The 16,339-nt window shown below is 57.7% G+C and carries 14 protein-coding genes; 8 read left to right on the top strand and 6 right to left on the bottom strand.

All coding sequences use genetic code 11. The features are described from left to right. Positions 1-49: 49 nt before the first annotated feature. The 5 genes from MTC_RS01835 to MTC_RS01815 all read left to right on the top strand — a co-directional run bounded on the left by MTC_RS01835 (position 50) and on the right by MTC_RS01815 (position 9,392). On the top strand, positions 50-2,242 hold the full coding sequence (locus MTC_RS01835; protein ID WP_014404974.1) for a type II/IV secretion system ATPase subunit: 2,193 nt from the start codon (positions 50-52) through the stop codon (positions 2,240-2,242). After that, positions 2,232-4,106: a hypothetical protein gene (locus MTC_RS01830; protein ID WP_014404973.1), complete on the top strand. Its 1,875-nt coding sequence runs from the start codon at positions 2,232-2,234 to the stop codon at positions 4,104-4,106. The genes MTC_RS01835 and MTC_RS01830 overlap by 11 nt, the downstream gene beginning before the upstream one ends. Positions 4,107-4,151: 45 nt before the next feature. Continuing rightward, the gene (locus tag MTC_RS01825; RefSeq protein WP_014404972.1) at positions 4,152-5,273 is read left to right on the top strand and encodes a winged helix DNA-binding domain-containing protein; all 1,122 of its coding nucleotides are present in this window, start codon (positions 4,152-4,154) and stop codon (positions 5,271-5,273) included. Between the two features lie 175 nt (positions 5,274-5,448). Continuing rightward, on the top strand, positions 5,449-8,760 hold the full coding sequence (ileS, locus tag MTC_RS01820) for an isoleucine--tRNA ligase (protein WP_014404971.1): 3,312 nt from the start codon (positions 5,449-5,451) through the stop codon (positions 8,758-8,760). Beyond that, a complete protein-coding gene (locus tag MTC_RS01815; protein ID WP_014404970.1) occupies positions 8,757-9,392 on the top strand; it encodes a 6-hydroxymethylpterin diphosphokinase MptE-like protein in 636 nt (211 codons plus the stop codon). The genes ileS and MTC_RS01815 overlap by 4 nt, the downstream gene beginning before the upstream one ends. A 7-nt stretch (positions 9,393-9,399) precedes the next feature. On the opposite strand, the gene MTC_RS01810 is transcribed toward MTC_RS01815, so the two are convergent. From MTC_RS01810 to MTC_RS01790, 5 genes are all read right to left on the bottom strand, one after another. Beyond that, on the bottom strand, positions 9,400-9,900 hold the full coding sequence (locus tag MTC_RS01810; RefSeq protein ID WP_014404969.1) for a hypothetical protein: 501 nt from the start codon (positions 9,898-9,900) through the stop codon (positions 9,400-9,402). A gap of 22 nt (positions 9,901-9,922) precedes the next feature. Further along, on the bottom strand, positions 9,923-10,957 hold the full coding sequence (asd, locus tag MTC_RS01805; RefSeq protein ID WP_014404968.1) for an aspartate-semialdehyde dehydrogenase: 1,035 nt from the start codon (positions 10,955-10,957) through the stop codon (positions 9,923-9,925). A gap of 9 nt (positions 10,958-10,966) precedes the next feature. Beyond that, the gene (locus MTC_RS01800; RefSeq protein WP_014404967.1) at positions 10,967-11,155 is read right to left on the bottom strand and encodes a 4Fe-4S binding protein; all 189 of its coding nucleotides are present in this window, start codon (positions 11,153-11,155) and stop codon (positions 10,967-10,969) included. A 63-nt stretch (positions 11,156-11,218) separates the two neighbouring features. After that, on the bottom strand, positions 11,219-11,785 hold the full coding sequence (locus tag MTC_RS01795) for a TATA-box-binding protein (RefSeq protein WP_014404966.1): 567 nt from the start codon (positions 11,783-11,785) through the stop codon (positions 11,219-11,221). 134 nt (positions 11,786-11,919) lie between these two features. Then, complete coding sequence (locus MTC_RS01790) at positions 11,920-12,888, bottom strand: hypothetical protein (RefSeq protein WP_014404965.1); 969 nt, start codon at positions 12,886-12,888, stop codon at positions 11,920-11,922. A 149-nt stretch (positions 12,889-13,037) separates the two neighbouring features. Between MTC_RS01790 and MTC_RS01785 the strand changes: the two genes are divergently transcribed. Genes MTC_RS01785 through MTC_RS01775 form a run of 3 tightly spaced genes read left to right on the top strand, consistent with a single transcriptional unit; the run spans position 13,038 to position 15,641 of the window. Beyond that, positions 13,038-14,540: a homocysteine biosynthesis protein gene (locus MTC_RS01785; protein ID WP_014404964.1), complete on the top strand. Its 1,503-nt coding sequence runs from the start codon at positions 13,038-13,040 to the stop codon at positions 14,538-14,540. Then, the gene (locus tag MTC_RS01780) at positions 14,537-14,926 is read left to right on the top strand and encodes a 4Fe-4S binding protein (RefSeq protein WP_014404963.1); all 390 of its coding nucleotides are present in this window, start codon (positions 14,537-14,539) and stop codon (positions 14,924-14,926) included. Before MTC_RS01785 ends, MTC_RS01780 begins: the two co-directional genes overlap by 4 nt. 1 nt (position 14,927) lies before the next feature. Next, on the top strand, positions 14,928-15,641 hold the full coding sequence (locus MTC_RS01775; protein ID WP_014404962.1) for a UPF0280 family protein: 714 nt from the start codon (positions 14,928-14,930) through the stop codon (positions 15,639-15,641). On the opposite strand, the gene MTC_RS01770 is transcribed toward MTC_RS01775, so the two are convergent. After that, positions 15,638-16,339: a glycosyltransferase gene (locus MTC_RS01770; RefSeq protein ID WP_014404961.1), complete on the bottom strand. Its 702-nt coding sequence runs from the start codon at positions 16,337-16,339 to the stop codon at positions 15,638-15,640. The genes MTC_RS01775 and MTC_RS01770 overlap by 4 nt on opposite strands.

Here is a 16,339-nt window from a genome sequence, read left to right as displayed (position 1 = left end):
AGTATATATTGTAATATTGTAATCTACTTTATTGCAAATCGGTGCAAATATGTTAGTGGACTTAGCGGCCTTGAGGGATGCGCTGCTCACGCTGACGGGGGCCAGGGAAGGGGGAAAGGAGCTCACATGCCCCCTGAAGTTCAAGCAGGGAAGGCACGGCACCGATGCCGTCGTGGACTGCGCGAGGTGCGCGGAAAGGTCGAGCCTGTCGGACCCGGCGTGCAGGCTCCGGCTCGTGAGGAGCCTGTCAGGAAAGGCGTGGATGGACCGGCTCATCCTGGAGAGGAACATCGTGCGCGAGTATGGCGGCAGCGGCCTGACGTCCTTACTTGGCCTGGTCTCATTTTACGATGACATGAAGCTCCAGTCCTCCACTCTACAGGCATATGGCTGCGGGCGGTGTAGTGGCGAGCGAAGGAAAAGCGTGATGAGGGCGGCGGAGGCCTCAATAGCGAGCCCGCAGGAGGCCTGGCGGATGGCCGCCTCGATCCAGATAATGCACGGAAAAGAAGCTCAGGAATGCCGCCCCTGCATTGAGCGCTACGCCTCATTCCGGAACGACCTTGCGCGTATATGCGCCCGCGTTAAATGCGTGGATGCGCGCCCATACGTGCGCCCCAGGTTCTCGACCTCGCGGATAATGGCCGAGCCACCAGATGGCGCCATCTTCCTGCGCTCATACGAGATAAGCGGCGACAGGCTCGCCCCAGCAATCCACGTCACAATATACGAGATGGCAGACAGCCTGGAGAGGCTGTACTTCATGATGCCCTGGGAGTACTCCATGGAAGAGGAGGACATATCCCTTATAGTTGAGGCGCGTCAGAGGCTGCTCTCAAAGCGGCCTGAGACCATGGAGTTCATGGACGCCTCCAACATGAGGCCCCTCTTCGCCCGCTACGGAAAGGAGGCCATCTCCAACACGGCCGCGGCGAAGGGCCTGAGGCTCGAGCCAGGCCGCCTTGAGATGCTCGCCTCTGTCCTGGTAAAGTATACCTGCGGTTTAGGGATATTGGAGGACGTGCTCAGGGACCCGCACATCGAGGACGCGTACGTAAACGCCCCCGTGGGCTTCAACCCGCTCCACGTGGTCGTGGACGGCGAGGAGTGCACCAGCAATATATTTTTATCCGAGGCCGACGTCGAGTCCACGATATCCCGGCTTCGAGCCATATCCGGCCGCCCCTTCTCCGAGGCCAACCCAGTATTGGACATGGACCTGGGCGAGTTCCACACGAGGGTGTCGGCCATCGGCAACCCCCTATCAAGGGGCCTGGCATACGCCTTCCGCAGGCATAAGACTACGCCCTGGACGCTCCCCCAGCTCGTGTCTAAAAAGATGCTCACCCCATATGCTGCGGGGCTGCTCTCCCTCATGGTGGATGGCCAGTCATCCATCCTCGTGACGGGCACGAGGGGCGCGGGCAAGACCTCCCTGCTGGGCGCACTCATGCTGGAGATACCCCAAAGCTGCCGCATACTCGTGATAGAGGACACCCCGGAGCTCCCCGTGGAGGACATGCAGCGGTGCGGCTGGAAGGTGCAGGGCATGGGCACCCGCGCCCCGATATCTGGCTCTGAGGCCGAGTTCCAGGCCTCTGACGTGCTCAGGGCTGCGCTCAGGCTCGGCGAGTCCGCCCTGATAATGGGCGAGGTGAGGGGCGCGGAGGCTCGCTCGCTGTACGAGGCAATGAGGGTGGGAGCATCGGGGAACGCTGTCATGGGCACGATACACGGCTCCTCCTGCATGGATGTGTACGACAGGGTAGTACACGACATCGGGGTTCCTCCCGCCTCTTTTAAGGCCACTGACGCGGTGGTCGTGTGCTCGACCGTGAGGAGGAGTGGCGGCCAGGCCAGGGAGCGAAGGGTTATACAGGTGGCAGAGGTCTCGAGGAGCCGATGGGAAGATGCCGGGGGAGCTTTCGACGACCTTTTGGTGTACGATGCCTCCGCCGACTTTCTGGCCCCAGCTGACCGGATAGACACGGGCCGCTCGGAGGCTCTCCAGAAAATCGCCAAAAAGTGGGGCGTTCCCATCAAGACATTAAACGACGAGGTCGAGGCACGGTCACTGTTCATGGCGCAGGTTGCTGGCAAGCCGTGGGCGATGGAGGCTGAGGCTTACGCCAGGTGCGTCAACGCCTACAGGGCCATACGCGAAAATGGCCGCAGAGAGGGCGGCCCATACTTTAAAGAGTGGGCTGACTGGCTCGAGAGGGAGGGCGCATATGGAGGCTGAGGGCAGGTATGCCCGCCTGTGCAGGGCCTCTTACCGGGCGCTCTCAGCCCTCGTGAACCGTGAAAGGATAGACGGGTACTCAAGCCGATACGCGAGCCGTGGCCTGGTGGCTTCGATAGGCTTTGCCGGCCTGGAAGTAAAGCCATCCGAGGTGTTCTCCCTGGCTTTCTTCTCCGCCATGGGCGCCCTGGCGCTCGTCTCCACGGTGGGCCTTATAGCGCTTGCCCTTGGCCTGATGGACTCGACGATGGCTATAATGCTAATAGCCTGCGGCGGGATAGCTCCACTGCTCACATACGTTTACGTTGGCGAGTACCCGAAGCGGAGGGCGGCCTACATGAGGGTGCACTCGCTGGGCGACGTGCCCGAGGTGATAAGCTACGTAGTAATGGCCATGAAGCTCAACCCTAACATCGAGCTGGCGCTGAAGTTTGCCGCCTCCAGCTCAAAAAGGCAGCTAGCCAAAGACGTGAAGAAGCTCATGTGGGACCTCCAGATGAGGGCCTACGACAGCCTTGACATGGCGCTCGGGGCGTTCGCCTCGGAGTGGGGCGGCTACAGCGAGCACTTCAAGCGCGCCGTATTTCTGATAAAGAGCGCCACCGGGGAGCGGGAGGAGGCCATGCGCACCATCGCCCTCAACCGCGCTCTCGACGTGGTGCTCCAGGGCACAAAGGGCCTCATGTATTCATTCTCTAGCGCGCTGCACTCGCCCGCCCTCATACTCTACTCCATTTTCGTCATGGTGCCGCTCGCCCTCGTGGCCATGCTTCCTGCGGCGGCGATAGTGGGCCTGAGGATCAACGCCATCGAGCTTGCGCTGCTCTACGACTTGCTCTTCCCGCTCGCCACACTCGTCTACGCCCATTCGATCCTGATGAGGAGGCCTGCAGCCTTTACGCCCCCCGATATACCTAACGTGAAGCAAGCCATCCCGGCTTGGGCCTGGGCGGCGCTTGCATTATCCAGTGGAGCCGCCATCTCAGCCCTCTACTTTTTTCCTTTGAGCCTTCCAATAGCAAGGTCCGCCTTCCCTGTCTGGGGCGTGACGGCGGCAATATCGGTGTACTGCCTGGGCGTGTACACCCCGTATAAAAAGCTTAGGGACGATATCAAGAAGATGGAGGACGAGTTCGCAGACTCGCTTTTCATACTGGGCAGGCGAGTCTCAGAGGGCAGGTCGCCCGAGGAGGGCTTCGCCTACACGGCCGCGATGACATCGGGCACCAGCGTGGGGAAGGCTTATGCCAGGGCTGCGTACAACATACGCTGCCTCCGGACCACGCTGAGGGACGCGGTGCTCTCCCCCGAGTATGGGGCGTTCTCGGACGTGTACTCAGACAGGATAAGGGCCACGATAGCCATGCTGGTGGAGAGCTCGGGCAAGAGCGGGGAGATAGCCGGAAACTCTATCGTAAGGCTGGCCGACCATTTAAAAGAACTACAATCCATCGAGGATGATATCAGGAAGATGCTCTACACCATGACCAGCATGCTCAAGACGACCTGCATTGTGTTCGCCCCGTTCATCGGGGGCGTCACCCTCGCCCTCTCCCAGTCCATATCGGATGTGGTGGCTCATACCCTGGCTAACCTGAGCGACATGCCGGAGAGCGCCCGTCAATACTTCCCCATGGTGCCGGAGTTTAGCGCCCCAATGGTGTCGAATGAACAGTTTGTATTGATTATAGGCCTCTACCTGGTCATGCTCGTGATCATACTTCTCAGGTTCGTGAGCGGGATAGAGCATGGCGACGACCGCTACGAGTTCATGTATGGCGTGGGCACGGCGCTCCCGATTGCTATGGCCATATTTACGGTGACGACTGCTCTGGCCGGCTCGGCCTTCGGGAGCCTGATATAGTTGTAAATCATGTTATCTTTTACTAATGACTAAAGGGGGTTTTATGTGATAGTGGAGAAGAAGGCCGTGAATCACTTTTTATTGGCGAAGGGCCACCTGTTGCCCGCCACCAGGCTGGACAGCGCCGGCGCCGTCCTGAGGGATCTAATAGTACTGGATGCCAATAGCCTGGACGATGCCTATTTTAGCCTTTACTTAAGGGTGAGGCGCTTCGACGTGGCCGCTTTTGAGAGAGGACTGTATAAGGGCAGGAGCATGGCTCGTGTTAGGGGGCTTAAGAATTACATGCAGCTCGTGCCTCGGGAGTACATGCCAGCGGTCTACTCGGCCTCGAAGGCCGGCCGGGAGGCCGCCGTCCGTAGCCTGCTGGGCACCTGGGGCGTCACCGATGAGGAGTACCGTGACATTAGTAAAAAAATCCTGGAATCGCTGGATGGCAAGGAGAAGACGCTGGCCCAGCTCAAGCGGGACCTGTCTGCCGTCTCCAGGGATATCGTGAGGAAGCGGAAGGAGAAAGCTGCGAACGTCTCCATCGTGGCCCAGGCCATGCATGATAGGTGGATGCTACTGAGGGGAGGCGTGGGACGCCATCCTGGCGAGAGCCCTGGGCGTTTCTCCATCTTTAAGGATAGGTTTAGCGTGGAGCTTGAGATGGATAGGGGTGAGGCGCTTTTATTGCTTGCCAAGCGCTACGTGAAGTCTTATGGGCCGGCGTGTGCCGAGGACCTGGCGTGGTGGCTGGGCATCACCCTGAACGAGGCCCGTCACGCCCTCGATAAAATGGAGAACATCGAAGCCGTGGAGATAGATGGCGTAGAGGGCCAGTTTTTCATCGATAAAAAAGACGTGCCGCGCATAAAGGAAATAGAGGATGTTCCCATAATCTTCCTGCCTAAGGATGATCCTTATATTAAGGCTTACTATAACCATGCCAGGCTCGTGCCCGGTGAGCATCGTGTCATGACGAAGTTCGGGGAGTCTGCCAGCGCCGTCCTGATTGATGGCACTGTATGGGGCACCTGGAGCTCTGGAAAGCTTTCCAGCGTTTGCACCGTGACTTTATATAAAGGGCACCCTGAAGTGCGGGAAGAAAGCATGGAGGCCGCCGCCAGGGAGGCGGGCAGGTTCTACACGGGCGGCAGCGTCGAGGTAAAGATTACGCAGTAACCACAATAACATTTAAATATTGCAGGTGTCATTAACATACGGTGCATTTATGCCAGCGTGGGATTGCTTTATTGGCCCGTGAGGCCTCGTTTTACCATGACTTCAGCCACGCGGAAAGCGCCATCTCGTGTTCATCAAGTGATTTTTCATCTTTTAGCGAAGGCGAGGAGTAGACGTGATAGAGGAGAAGGAGCAGTACAACGGCAAGGCGATCGAGGCCGAAGTGGAAAAGCTCTGGCAGTCGACCGACGCGTACCGTAAGACAAGGGCATTGAGGAAAGGCGGCAAAAAGTTCTTTTTCGTGGACGGGCCACCGTACACGACGGGCCGCATCCATCTAGGAACGGCCTGGAATAAGATCATAAAGGACTCTGTGCTCCGCTATAAAAGCATGAATGGGTATGATATAATGGACAGGGCTGGCTGGGACATGCACGGCCTGCCCATCGAGGTGAAGGTCGAGAGTTTATTGGGATTCAAGACCAAGAAGGACATAGAGAACTATGGGGTGGCCCGGTTCACGCAGGAATGCAAGGCTTTTGCCATCAAGAACATGCGCGAGATGACCGCCCAGTTCAAGCGCCTCGGGGCCTGGCTCGACTGGGACGACCCCTACATGACTTTAAAGAATGAGTACATTGAGGCGGCGTGGTGGACGATAAAGAAGGCCCACGAGAAGAAGCTGCTGGAGAGGGGCCTGAGGAACGTTAACTGGTGTCCCAGGTGCGAGACGGCCATAGCCGACTCGGAGGTAGAGTACGCGGACAGGACTGATGACTCCATTTATGTGAAGTTCCCGTTGAAGGGTGAAGAGGGTTTTTTGGTCATATGGACGACCACGCCATGGACCATCCCGGCTAACATGGCCGTGGCCGCTAACAAGGATTTCACTTATGCTTTAGTGTATGCCCTGCCTGCAATGGCGCTTGAGGAGGCGTCGAGGGCTGCAGGGCTGGACCCCGCAACGCTGATGGATAAGCGCTCTGACGGCACGCCAAAGCCAATGCGGTTCGCGGACAAAGTGGCAAGAATGAAGGAGGCCATAGGCGAGGAAAGGCTGAGCGAGCTATATGAGAAGCATGGCGAGAAGCTCATCATGATGGAAGGGCTGGTCGATGGCGTCATGAGGCTCGGCCGGTACGGCGACTACCGGATTCTAAAGACAATGCGGGGCGAGGAGCTAAAGGGCATGGAGTACAGGCATCCCCTGGAGGACCTGATACCCTGCCAGAAGGATAAGGAGCACAAGGTGTACCTGGCAGAATTCGTCGTGGGCGAGAATACTGGCCTTGTGCACATTGCCCCCGGCCACGGTTTAGACGACTTCGAGCTGGGCAGGAGGGAGGGCATACCCGTGTTCTGCCCTGTGAAGCCAAACGGCTCCTTTACCGAGGAAGCGGGGGCCTATGCGGGCATGAACATCCGCGAGGCCAACCCGAAGATAATTGAGGACCTCAGGGCTAGGGGGCTGTTGCTCGGGGCGACCGAGATCACACACAGGTATGGCCACTGCTGGCGCTGCAAGACTCCCATAATATTCATGACCACCAACCAGTGGTTCATCGCGGTGAGCAAGATTAAGGAGCAGATGCTCGCGGAGGTGGACAGGGTCAAGTGGTACCCTGCCTGGGCGGGCTCCTCGCGCTTCCGCGACTGGGTGAGCGGCGCAAGGGATTGGTGCATTTCGAGGCAGCGCTACTGGGGCATACCCATACCCATCTGGAAGTGCGAGAAGTGCGGCAGCATGGATGTGATAGGCACGAAGGAGGAGCTGGAGCGTAAGACGGGCGTGAAGCTCGAAGACCTGCACCGGCCCTTCGTGGACGAGGTCTACATGGAGTGCGAGTGCGGGGGCCGGATGAAGCGAGTAGAGGACATATTCGACGTGTGGTTCGACTCCGCCGTCGCCTCGTGGGCAACCCTCAGGTTCCCCCAGCGTAAGGACTTAATGGACTGGTGGCCGGCCGACTTCATCGTGGAGGGCCACGACCAGACCAGGGGCTGGTTCTACTCCCAGCTAGGTGCGGGCATGGTGGGCTTCGGCAGGGCGCCTTATGACTCGGTCTGCATGCACGGCTTCACGCTGGACGAGCAGGGGCGGAAGATGTCGAAGAGCCTGGGCAACGTGGTCGCCCCCGAAGAGGTCCTTGATAAGTATGGGGCGGATGCCCTGCGCCTCTACGTCCTGTCGCAGAGCGCGCCCTGGGAGGACTTGAGCTTCTCGTGGGAGGAGTGCGGCAACGTCTATCGGGCCTTGAACATCTTCTGGAACGTCTACAGGTTCCCCCTGCCGTACATGGCGCTGGACGGGTTTGACCCTGAGAAGACGACCTTCGAGTCCATAAAGGGCCACCTCAGGGTGGAGGATCGATGGATATTATCCCGGCTTCAGGCGGTTATAAAAGAAGTGGACGAGGGCATGGCATCGTATGAGCTGCACCGCTCTACCAGGGCGTTGATAAGCTTCATACTCGAGGATTTATCAAGATGGTATGTTCAGCTGGCCAGGGAGAGGACGTGGGTTGAGGCGGAAGACCCAGACAAGCTGGCCGCATACCGCGTGCTCTACGACGTGCTTTCGACCGTTATCAGGCTCATGGCGCCTTACACGCCCTACGTGGCGGAGCGCATGTATCAGAATTTGATGAGGGACAGGCCCGGGGCCAGGGAGTCGGTACACATGTGCGACTGGCCCGTGGCGGACGAGTCGTTGCTTGACGAGGCCTTGAACAGGCACATGGACGTGGCCAGGAGGATAGTGGAGGCCACTTCTAATGCAAGGCAGAAGGCAAAGCGTAAGCTCAGGTGGCCCGTCAAGAAGCTCACCATAGCTCCTGACACTGAAGATGTTGCGGCCGCGGTGAATAGCCTGGCGGGCGTGATCAAGGAGCAGGCCAACGCCAGGGAGGTCGTCTTGCTCGGCATAGGCGAGCCTAACCCTGAGCTGGGCGTGGAGGTCGTGCCCAACCCAAAGGTGATAGGCCCAGCCTTCAAGGGGGAGGCGGCAAAGGTCATCGCCGCCCTTAAGTCTGCCGATGGCAGGGCAGTAAAGTCCGGCATCGATAAAGACGGCAAGTTTGTATTACAGCTGGCCGGCGGAGAGGTCGAGGTCACTCCCGACATGGTGAGCTTCAGGGACGTCATCCCAGAGACGCTTGCGATGGGCGAGTTCCAGGGCGGCAAGCTCTACGTGGACGTGGAATTGACGCCAGAGCTGGAGGCTGAAGGCTACACCAGGGAGGTCATACGCCGCATCCAGGACATGAGAAAGGACTTAAAGCTGAACGTCGAGGATAAGATAAAGGCCGAGGTTTACGTCGGAGATGATAGGGTGAGGGGCCTCGTCAGCGGCATGGCGGGCTTCATAGCCGGCGAGGTCAGGGCGGCCGAGCTCGACATAAAGGGCGAGAAGGCCGTATCTGGCGACCTGGTGAAGGACTGGGACGTCGAGGGCGTGCCGGTGGCCATAGGCATAGAGAAGGTATGAGGTACGAGGAGTGGGAGCCCTACTATAGGGCCATTTTAGAGGACTTCGGGTGGACCGCCCGGGGCGATGAGGATGCGGCGAGGCTTCTCTCGTCCCTGCTGCCCGGGGACACGCCTTATCTTGAAAAAGTGGAGGAGCTTATAAGGGGAAAGGACGTCATCGTCTGCGGCAAGGCGCCTTCGCTTGAGAAGGACATGGAGAAGGTGGACTGGTGGTATAAGTACACGGTCATCGCAGCGGACGGCGCGGTCTCCACACTTTTAAGGCAGGGCATCGTGCCGGACATCATCGTGTCTGACCTCGACGGCCCTCACGAGGATTTATTAAAGGCGGACTCGCTCGGCTCCATCATCCTGGCCCATGCCCACGCCGACAACGTGGAAAGCATAAGGGCACTAGTGCCCGGGCTAAAGCACGTCGTTGGCACCACCCAGGCCAGGCCCTTGAAAAACGTCTACAACTTTGGCGGGTTCTCGGACGGAGACCGATGCGTCTTCCTAGCGAAGGAGTTCGGGGCGCGGAGCATAAAGATAATAGGGTTCGACCTGGATGATACAAATGTCACGCCTAAGAAGCTAAAAAAATTGAAGTGGGCCAGGAGGCTGCTCTCCCGGCTGGGCATCGAGGCCTGACCCCCACTTATGAGACTTTTAACACGGCCATGGCGTATATGGCGCCGCCTATCACCGAAAGTATTATGGCGATAAGCAGGAGCGCTGGCCCACAGCAGCAAATGGCGATAAAGGCGCCCAGGGCAGACAGGATCGCCGGGGAGTAGCCATAATGCGAGCCCCAATACGAGCTATAGTAATAGCTATTCGATATCCAGGGGCTCACCACCTGAGTTAAGAAGTATATGATGGCTGCGATGATGCCTGCGACCGCGCCGGCCACGGCGGCCACGAGGAGCGCATCGTTTAGCGTGGCGACCATCGGCGCCGCCATCCTCACGCCGAGCGCGCCCACGCATACCATTAGTACGGCTATGATGATAAAGATGCAGCAGTTCACCAGGCTTAGGATGGATATGTCGGTCCAGCTAACAGTCACAGCGATTAATAAATTCATTATAGTCAAGAGCCCTATCACGACGCCACCGATGACGCCTGCCTTAATGGCCTGCACGTATCTAGCTTCCATGATAAATCACCTAAAAAATGGCCTATAGATAGCCCTTCTTTTTAAGGACTTCCGCATTAAGGATGCTGGCCCCGGCCGCGCCCCTTATCGTGTTATGGCCCATACACACGTACTGGATGGCGCCATCCTGGCCCTCCCTTATCCTGCCCACGGACACGCTCATGCCCCGCCCCTGATTCCGGTCCAGCCTTGGCTGCGGCCTGTCCGGCTCATCCCTCACGATAAGGGCCTTCTTCGGCGAGGTCGGCAGGTCCCCCAGCCTGGGGTCGAACTTAAGCATGGCGTTTTTCACCTCTTCAGCCGAGGGGCGCTCCTTCGAGCGCACCCAGATAGACATGGTGTGGCCATCCATCACAGGAACCCTGTGGCATGCTGCGCTCACCCAGAACTTAGCATTCTTCACCGCCTTACCGTCAAACTCGCCCAGAAGCTTCAGCGGCTCGGTCTCCATCTTATGCTCCTCGCCGCCAATGTACGGTATCACGTTGTCCAGGATGGCCATGGAGGGCACGCCCTCGTACCCGGCGCCCGACACCGCCTGCATGGTCGCAACGTGCACGCTCTCGATGCCAAAGCCCATGAGGGGCTTTAGAGTCATGACCATCATGATGGTGCTGCAATTAGGGTTGGTGACGATGAACCCATCCCACTTACGCTTCTTCTTTTGAATCTCGATAAGCCCGAGGTGCTCAGGGTTTACCTCGGGGATCAAAAGAGGCACATCCTCATCCATCCTATGCGAGCTGGCGTTAGAAGATACGACAAAGCCCGCCCTGGCGAAATCTTCTTCAATCTTGAGGGCCTCCTCGGCGGGCAGCGCCGAGAACACTATGTCGGCGTCGACCTCTTCAGGCCTGGTCGATACCACGGCGATATCCCTTACCGACTCGGGGAGGTCGGTGTCCAGCCTCCACTTCGCCACCTCGCCATACTTCTTGCCCGCGCTCCTCTCGGATGCGGCCAGCGAGGTTATCTCGAACCAGGGGTGGTCCGCCAGCAATTGTACGAACCGCTGTCCCACGGCTCCGGTCGCGCCAAGTATCCCGGCCTTAATCATATAAGCACCCTACTTCGTCTTCGTCTTCTCGAGCGTTATCGCCTCGGTCGGGCACGCCTCGACGCAGTCGCCGCACTCCTGGCACCTCTCCTCGTCAACGTGCGCTGTCTCGTCGACCAGCTCTATCGCCGCCTCTGGGCACGTATCCACACACGTCCCACATCCAACGCATTTCTCCTCATCCACTTTAGCTACCATGATTATCCTCCAGGTAAATGCTTTATGTTAGGTTACGCATGATACTTAAAATTTTTCGGATACTCACAATAGGGCCAGGCCTTCTAATTCCTTGACGATGCGCTCGACGGCCTCCTCGGCGTCCTTCGGCTTCTTGCCTCCTGTGACCACTAATTTGCCGGAGCCGAATAGCAGCACTACCACCTTCGGGCTATCCAGCCTGTAGACCAATCCAGGGAACTGCTCGGGCTCATACTCGATATTTTCCAGGCCCAGGCCGATGGCGATGGCGTTTAAATTTAAAACCGAGCCAAGGTCTGCCGATGCCACTATGTTCTGCACCGTGATCTCGGGGTTCGGGTCCACCTTGATGCCCACGCTGGCTATCTTCTTGAAAACCTTCTTGAGGCCGCGGTCCACGTCCTCTATGCTCTTCGCGCCGGTGCACACGATCTTGCCACTCCTAAAAATAAGGGCGGCGGTCTTGGGATCCTTCGTCCTGTAGACCAGGCCGGGGAACTGCTCCGGGTCATAGTCTGCGCCCTCGAGGGCGAGTGTGACCGACTTCAGGTCGATCTCCTGGCCAATGGCGGTGGACGCCACGACGTTCTCAATCGTGATGGTCTTCTTCGCTTCTTCGGCTTTGCTCATAATTAAAACTCCTACAAGAATGCCGGTTGAAACAACTCGCTGTTTTCACGGCTAGTATTTAAATATATTATGATTTAAGCACGTCAATGGTATATAAACCTTATATACTCAGCGTAGGCATAAAAGTAGCAGGCTTACCTACAAGTTTCGAATTGTATGATTTTGCCGGCGGCATCGTCGACCACATAGTACCTTATGTGTCCAGGGCTTTCGTTTGCCATGCCCCAGTTGTATACGATTATCCAGCAGGGCTGGCCCCCATAGCTGGCGTGCACTGCCAGGCATGGCAGCATGTTGAGCGTGCTCGCGTTATCTCGGGCGGTTTTTAAGGCTGACTGGAGCTTATCCGGGTCAAGGCCCTTCATCCAGGCCTTGAATAGCATCTGCCCCTCGACGTCGCGGCGCGCCTCATCGGCGTATTCCTTGTAATGCTCGCCAAATGCCTTATGCTCTTTAGCGTCCCAGAACGTGTCGCGAAGCGTCTTATTATCATAGTCAGTGGCCTCGGCCCTCACGACAGGCGAGCCGGGCGTGATGTTAAAGTAGGCCATATATTTCCCATCTATGGCCACCCTGTATTCGCCAGCGCAGACAGCCTCCCCTCCATTATCACGCTGGTCCCACGTCCACTCCCTGTATGTGCCGTTCTCCAGCGTCGTTATCACCTGAGCGGCTACTGGCTGATATATCGTCTTCCACGCGCCGCCTTGCAATGCCTGTATCTCCCACGGCGCCGCGTTTTTCAGGTCCACCTTCCCCGCGGCCTCATTCATCAGGCCGATGGTGACGGGCTCGCCCAGGTTATAATGAGCGTAGAGCGAATACGCGTATATCCCGACGGCAGGCTTCGAGAAGGCGTGGTATCCCGCGGCATCGCTCGTAAATAATAGCGAGGGCACCTTTCCAGGGCTTTCCCAGCCTGGAGCGTAGAGCTTCGCCCCTCCCCACGTCTCACCAGTATAGTATAGCTTGTCCGCTGACGCCACGTCGTGCGTAGAGGACCCATACTTTAGACCCATGTACTCTATCGTGCCCATGCCTCCAACGCAGCCGCATATCATGAACATCGCGGCTATTGCCGCCAGAAATAGAGCCGCCCTCAACTAGAACTCACTATGGGCATATTTGCCGTGTTGAATACTTATTTTTTTGCTTTGTCACGTTTTTCAGCACGGCACTTTTATTACCACCAATTATAAATAGTCATAGGTATTATTACTCCTCATCGTCAAGTAATCGCAAAGTGGTTTTTATGAGAAGAACGATCGAAGAGATAAACGAAAAGATAAGGGACGGCTCGGTCAACGTGGTCACCGCTGAGGAGATGACCGCGCTCGTCCAGGAGCTGGGGGTCAGCGAGGCGGCCAGGCAGGTAGACGTCGTGACGACGGGGACCTTCGGCGCCATGTGCTCTTCGGGAGTCTTCTTCAACTTCGGGCACTCCGACCCGCCCATCAAGATGCAGAGGGTCTGGTTGAACGACGTGGAGGCCTACACGGGCATAGCCGCCGTGGACGCATACCTGGGCGCCACGCAGCTTTCAGACACTAAAGGCATGGACTACGGCGGCTCCCACGTCATCGAGGATTTACTAAAAGGAGAGGAGGTCTGGCTCAAGGCCATTGCCTATGGCACGGATTGCTACCCGAGAAAGAGGATTGACACTTCGATAACCCTGGATGACATGAACCAGGCTATAATGGTGAACCCGCGGAACGCCTATCAAAAATATAACGCGGCGACCAATTGCTCGTCAAAGACGATTTACACTTACATGGGCACCCTGCTGCCGAACAATGGCAACGTAACCTATAGCGGGGCGGGCGTGCTCTCCCCCCTGTCCAACGATCCAAACTATGAGACCATCGGCGTGGGCACCAGGATATTCCTCGGCGGCGCGCAGGGCTACATAATATCTGAGGGGACGCAGCACAGCCCATCCGGAGGCTTTGGCACGCTGATGGTCACGGGGAATTTGAAAAAGATGAAGCGGGAGTACATACGGGCCGCAACTTTTTATAAGTACGGCACGACGATGTACGTGGGGCTGGGCATACCTATACCCATATTGAACGATGATATTGCGAGGGCCACGGCGGTCAGCGACGCCGAAATAGTCACGGGCGTTTACGACTACTCGGTTCCTAGGCGGTCCAAGCCCGAGCTCCGGAAAGTGACGTATGAGGAGCTGAAGAGCGGCATGATTGACCTCAATGGCAAGGAGGTGAAGACGTCATCGCTCTCGAGCTTCTACATGGCCAGGCAGGTCGCCGCAGAGCTTAAATCCTGGATCAAGAGTGGAAAGTTTTTCCTGTCATCGCCCGTGGAGCGCATCCCGGTGGAAGGCTCTACGAAGCCGATGAAACAGACCCAGGAGATGCCGCTCATCAAGGACGTCATGGTGCCGGTGGCCACCATCAAGGTCGGATTTAGCGTGTATGAGGCGGCCAAAAAGATAATAGAGGACAGGTTCAACCACCTCCCGGTCGTGGATGAGGATAAAAGGCTGGTGGGCATCGTGACCTCGTGGGACGTGTCCAAGGCCCTGGCCCTGTCAAAGGACGGAGACCTGGCGCCTATCATGACCAGGAACGTGATAACCGTGTCCCCGGAGGACCCCGTTGACCTGGCGGTACGGCTGCTGGAGAAGCACAACATCTCGGCGCTGCCGGTCATCGATAAGGACAGGAAGGTGCTGGGCATAGTGACGGGCGAAGGCCTGAGCAAGCTCATATCCAGGGGGTTGCGCCAGTGAAGCTGCTCCTCAGATTCAACTCGGAGATAATCAAAAAGCCGATCATAGCGGAAGCGGTGCTTGAGACGGGCGTCAAGCTCGAGATAGAGCGGGCCAGGGTGGAGGGCCCCCAGGGCGAGATAGTCGTCAACGTGCCCGACGATAGCTGCCGCGAGGTAGTAAACGTGCTAAAGCGCAAAAAGGTGGAGGTCACCCGCCTCGACGTGCCCATCACAAAGGATGAGGAGAACTGTATACACTGTGGGGCATGCGTCTCGGCCTGCCCGGTCGGAGCAATACGCTACGAGTATGACTGGCGGGTGAGGATGGACGAGAAGCTGTGCGTCCAGTGCGGGAACTGCGTGAACGCATGCCCCGTGAGGGTGATTAAGCTGCCCGAGTACTGACATGCTGTCCAGAAAATACCGCATCAAGGAGACCATTGTAACGGTTACGGCTGACGAGCGCTTCCACTCAATATGCCTGGACTCCATAAGGCGTGCCAGGGCAGACCTGGAGCGCTACATCATGGAGGACCCGTTTTTTAAGGTCACCTTCGAGCCTTACGAGTGCCCCCCTGGCTCCCCCGAGGTGGCCCGGCGCATGGCTGAGGCGGCCACAAAGGTGGGCGTCGGCCCCATGGCAGCCGTGGCAGGGACCATCGCCTGGCTCGCCCTCGAGGACATGGTGAGGGCTGGCTGCGCCCACGCCATCATCGATAACGGCGGCGACATTGCGCTCATCAACGACCGCCCCGTGGTGGTGGGCATCTACGCCGGCGAGTCGCCAATCAAGGGCCTGGGCCTGGAGGTCGAGCCAAGGGGTAGCATCCTGGGCATATGCACCTCTTCTGGCACCGTCGGGCCGTCGATTAGCCTCGGCAACTCAGACGCCGCCCTCGTTATATCTGAAGACGTCTCCCTGGCCGACGCCGCGGCCACTGCCCTCGGAAACCGCATAATTGACAAAGAATCGTTAGCTCATGCATTCGACTTTCTCAAAGAGGTGCCCGAGGTCTCCGGCGCCATAGGCATCATAGGGGATAGCATGGCAACATATGGCAGGCTGCCAAAGCTAGTTCGCGTCGACGTCCCATACGATAAGATCACAAAAGCCGACTAGCGTATAGGCTCAAAATACTTGCTAACCGAGCCAAAAGTATGGTAGCGTATCGTGTTAGCCGTGTAGAACGATAGCATTTTCAGGTAGCCCCACTGGCGTACCCTTCTCGTGGACACGTAAACGACTGCATCAGGATTGTAGACGAACCTGCCCAGCGATTTTATGCGGTTGCACAGGTCCACGTCCTCCCCTGTGACCAGCTTCGTATTAAAGCCCTTGACCTTGTTGAACGCCCTTCTCCTGACGGCAAAGTTCGAGCCGGGCACCGAGGGCTTGTTAATCTGTACCATGAACCGGGAGAACGGGGGCAACACGTAGTTACAGAACTCTTGCTCAAAGCGGTTCCCGTCTAATGGTAAAAGTTTTCCATGGACGCCCACGACCCTGCTGTCCTCGAGCGACGCCGCCAGGCTGCTCAGCCAGTCAGATGGTATGAACGTATCAGCATCGGTGAAGGCTAAGACGGGGTACCTGGCCGCCATTGAGCCAACCTGCCTGCCATACGCAATTGTATCCTTGCGGTCCACAATCACCCTGTCGGCATACTTGCATGCGATCTCCACCGTGGCATCGGTGCTGCTCCCATCGGAGACTATGACCTCATAGTTGCCCGAAAAATCCTGGCACTTCAGTGACCTCAGGCAGGTCTCAATATACTTTTCCTCGTTATACGTGGGAATGATAACTGAAATGTCCAT

The organism is Methanocella conradii HZ254 (assembly GCF_000251105.1).
Classification (GTDB): Archaea; Halobacteriota; Methanocellia; order Methanocellales; family Methanocellaceae; genus Methanocella; species Methanocella conradii.
This window is presented reverse-complemented; position numbering and strand designations above follow the sequence as displayed.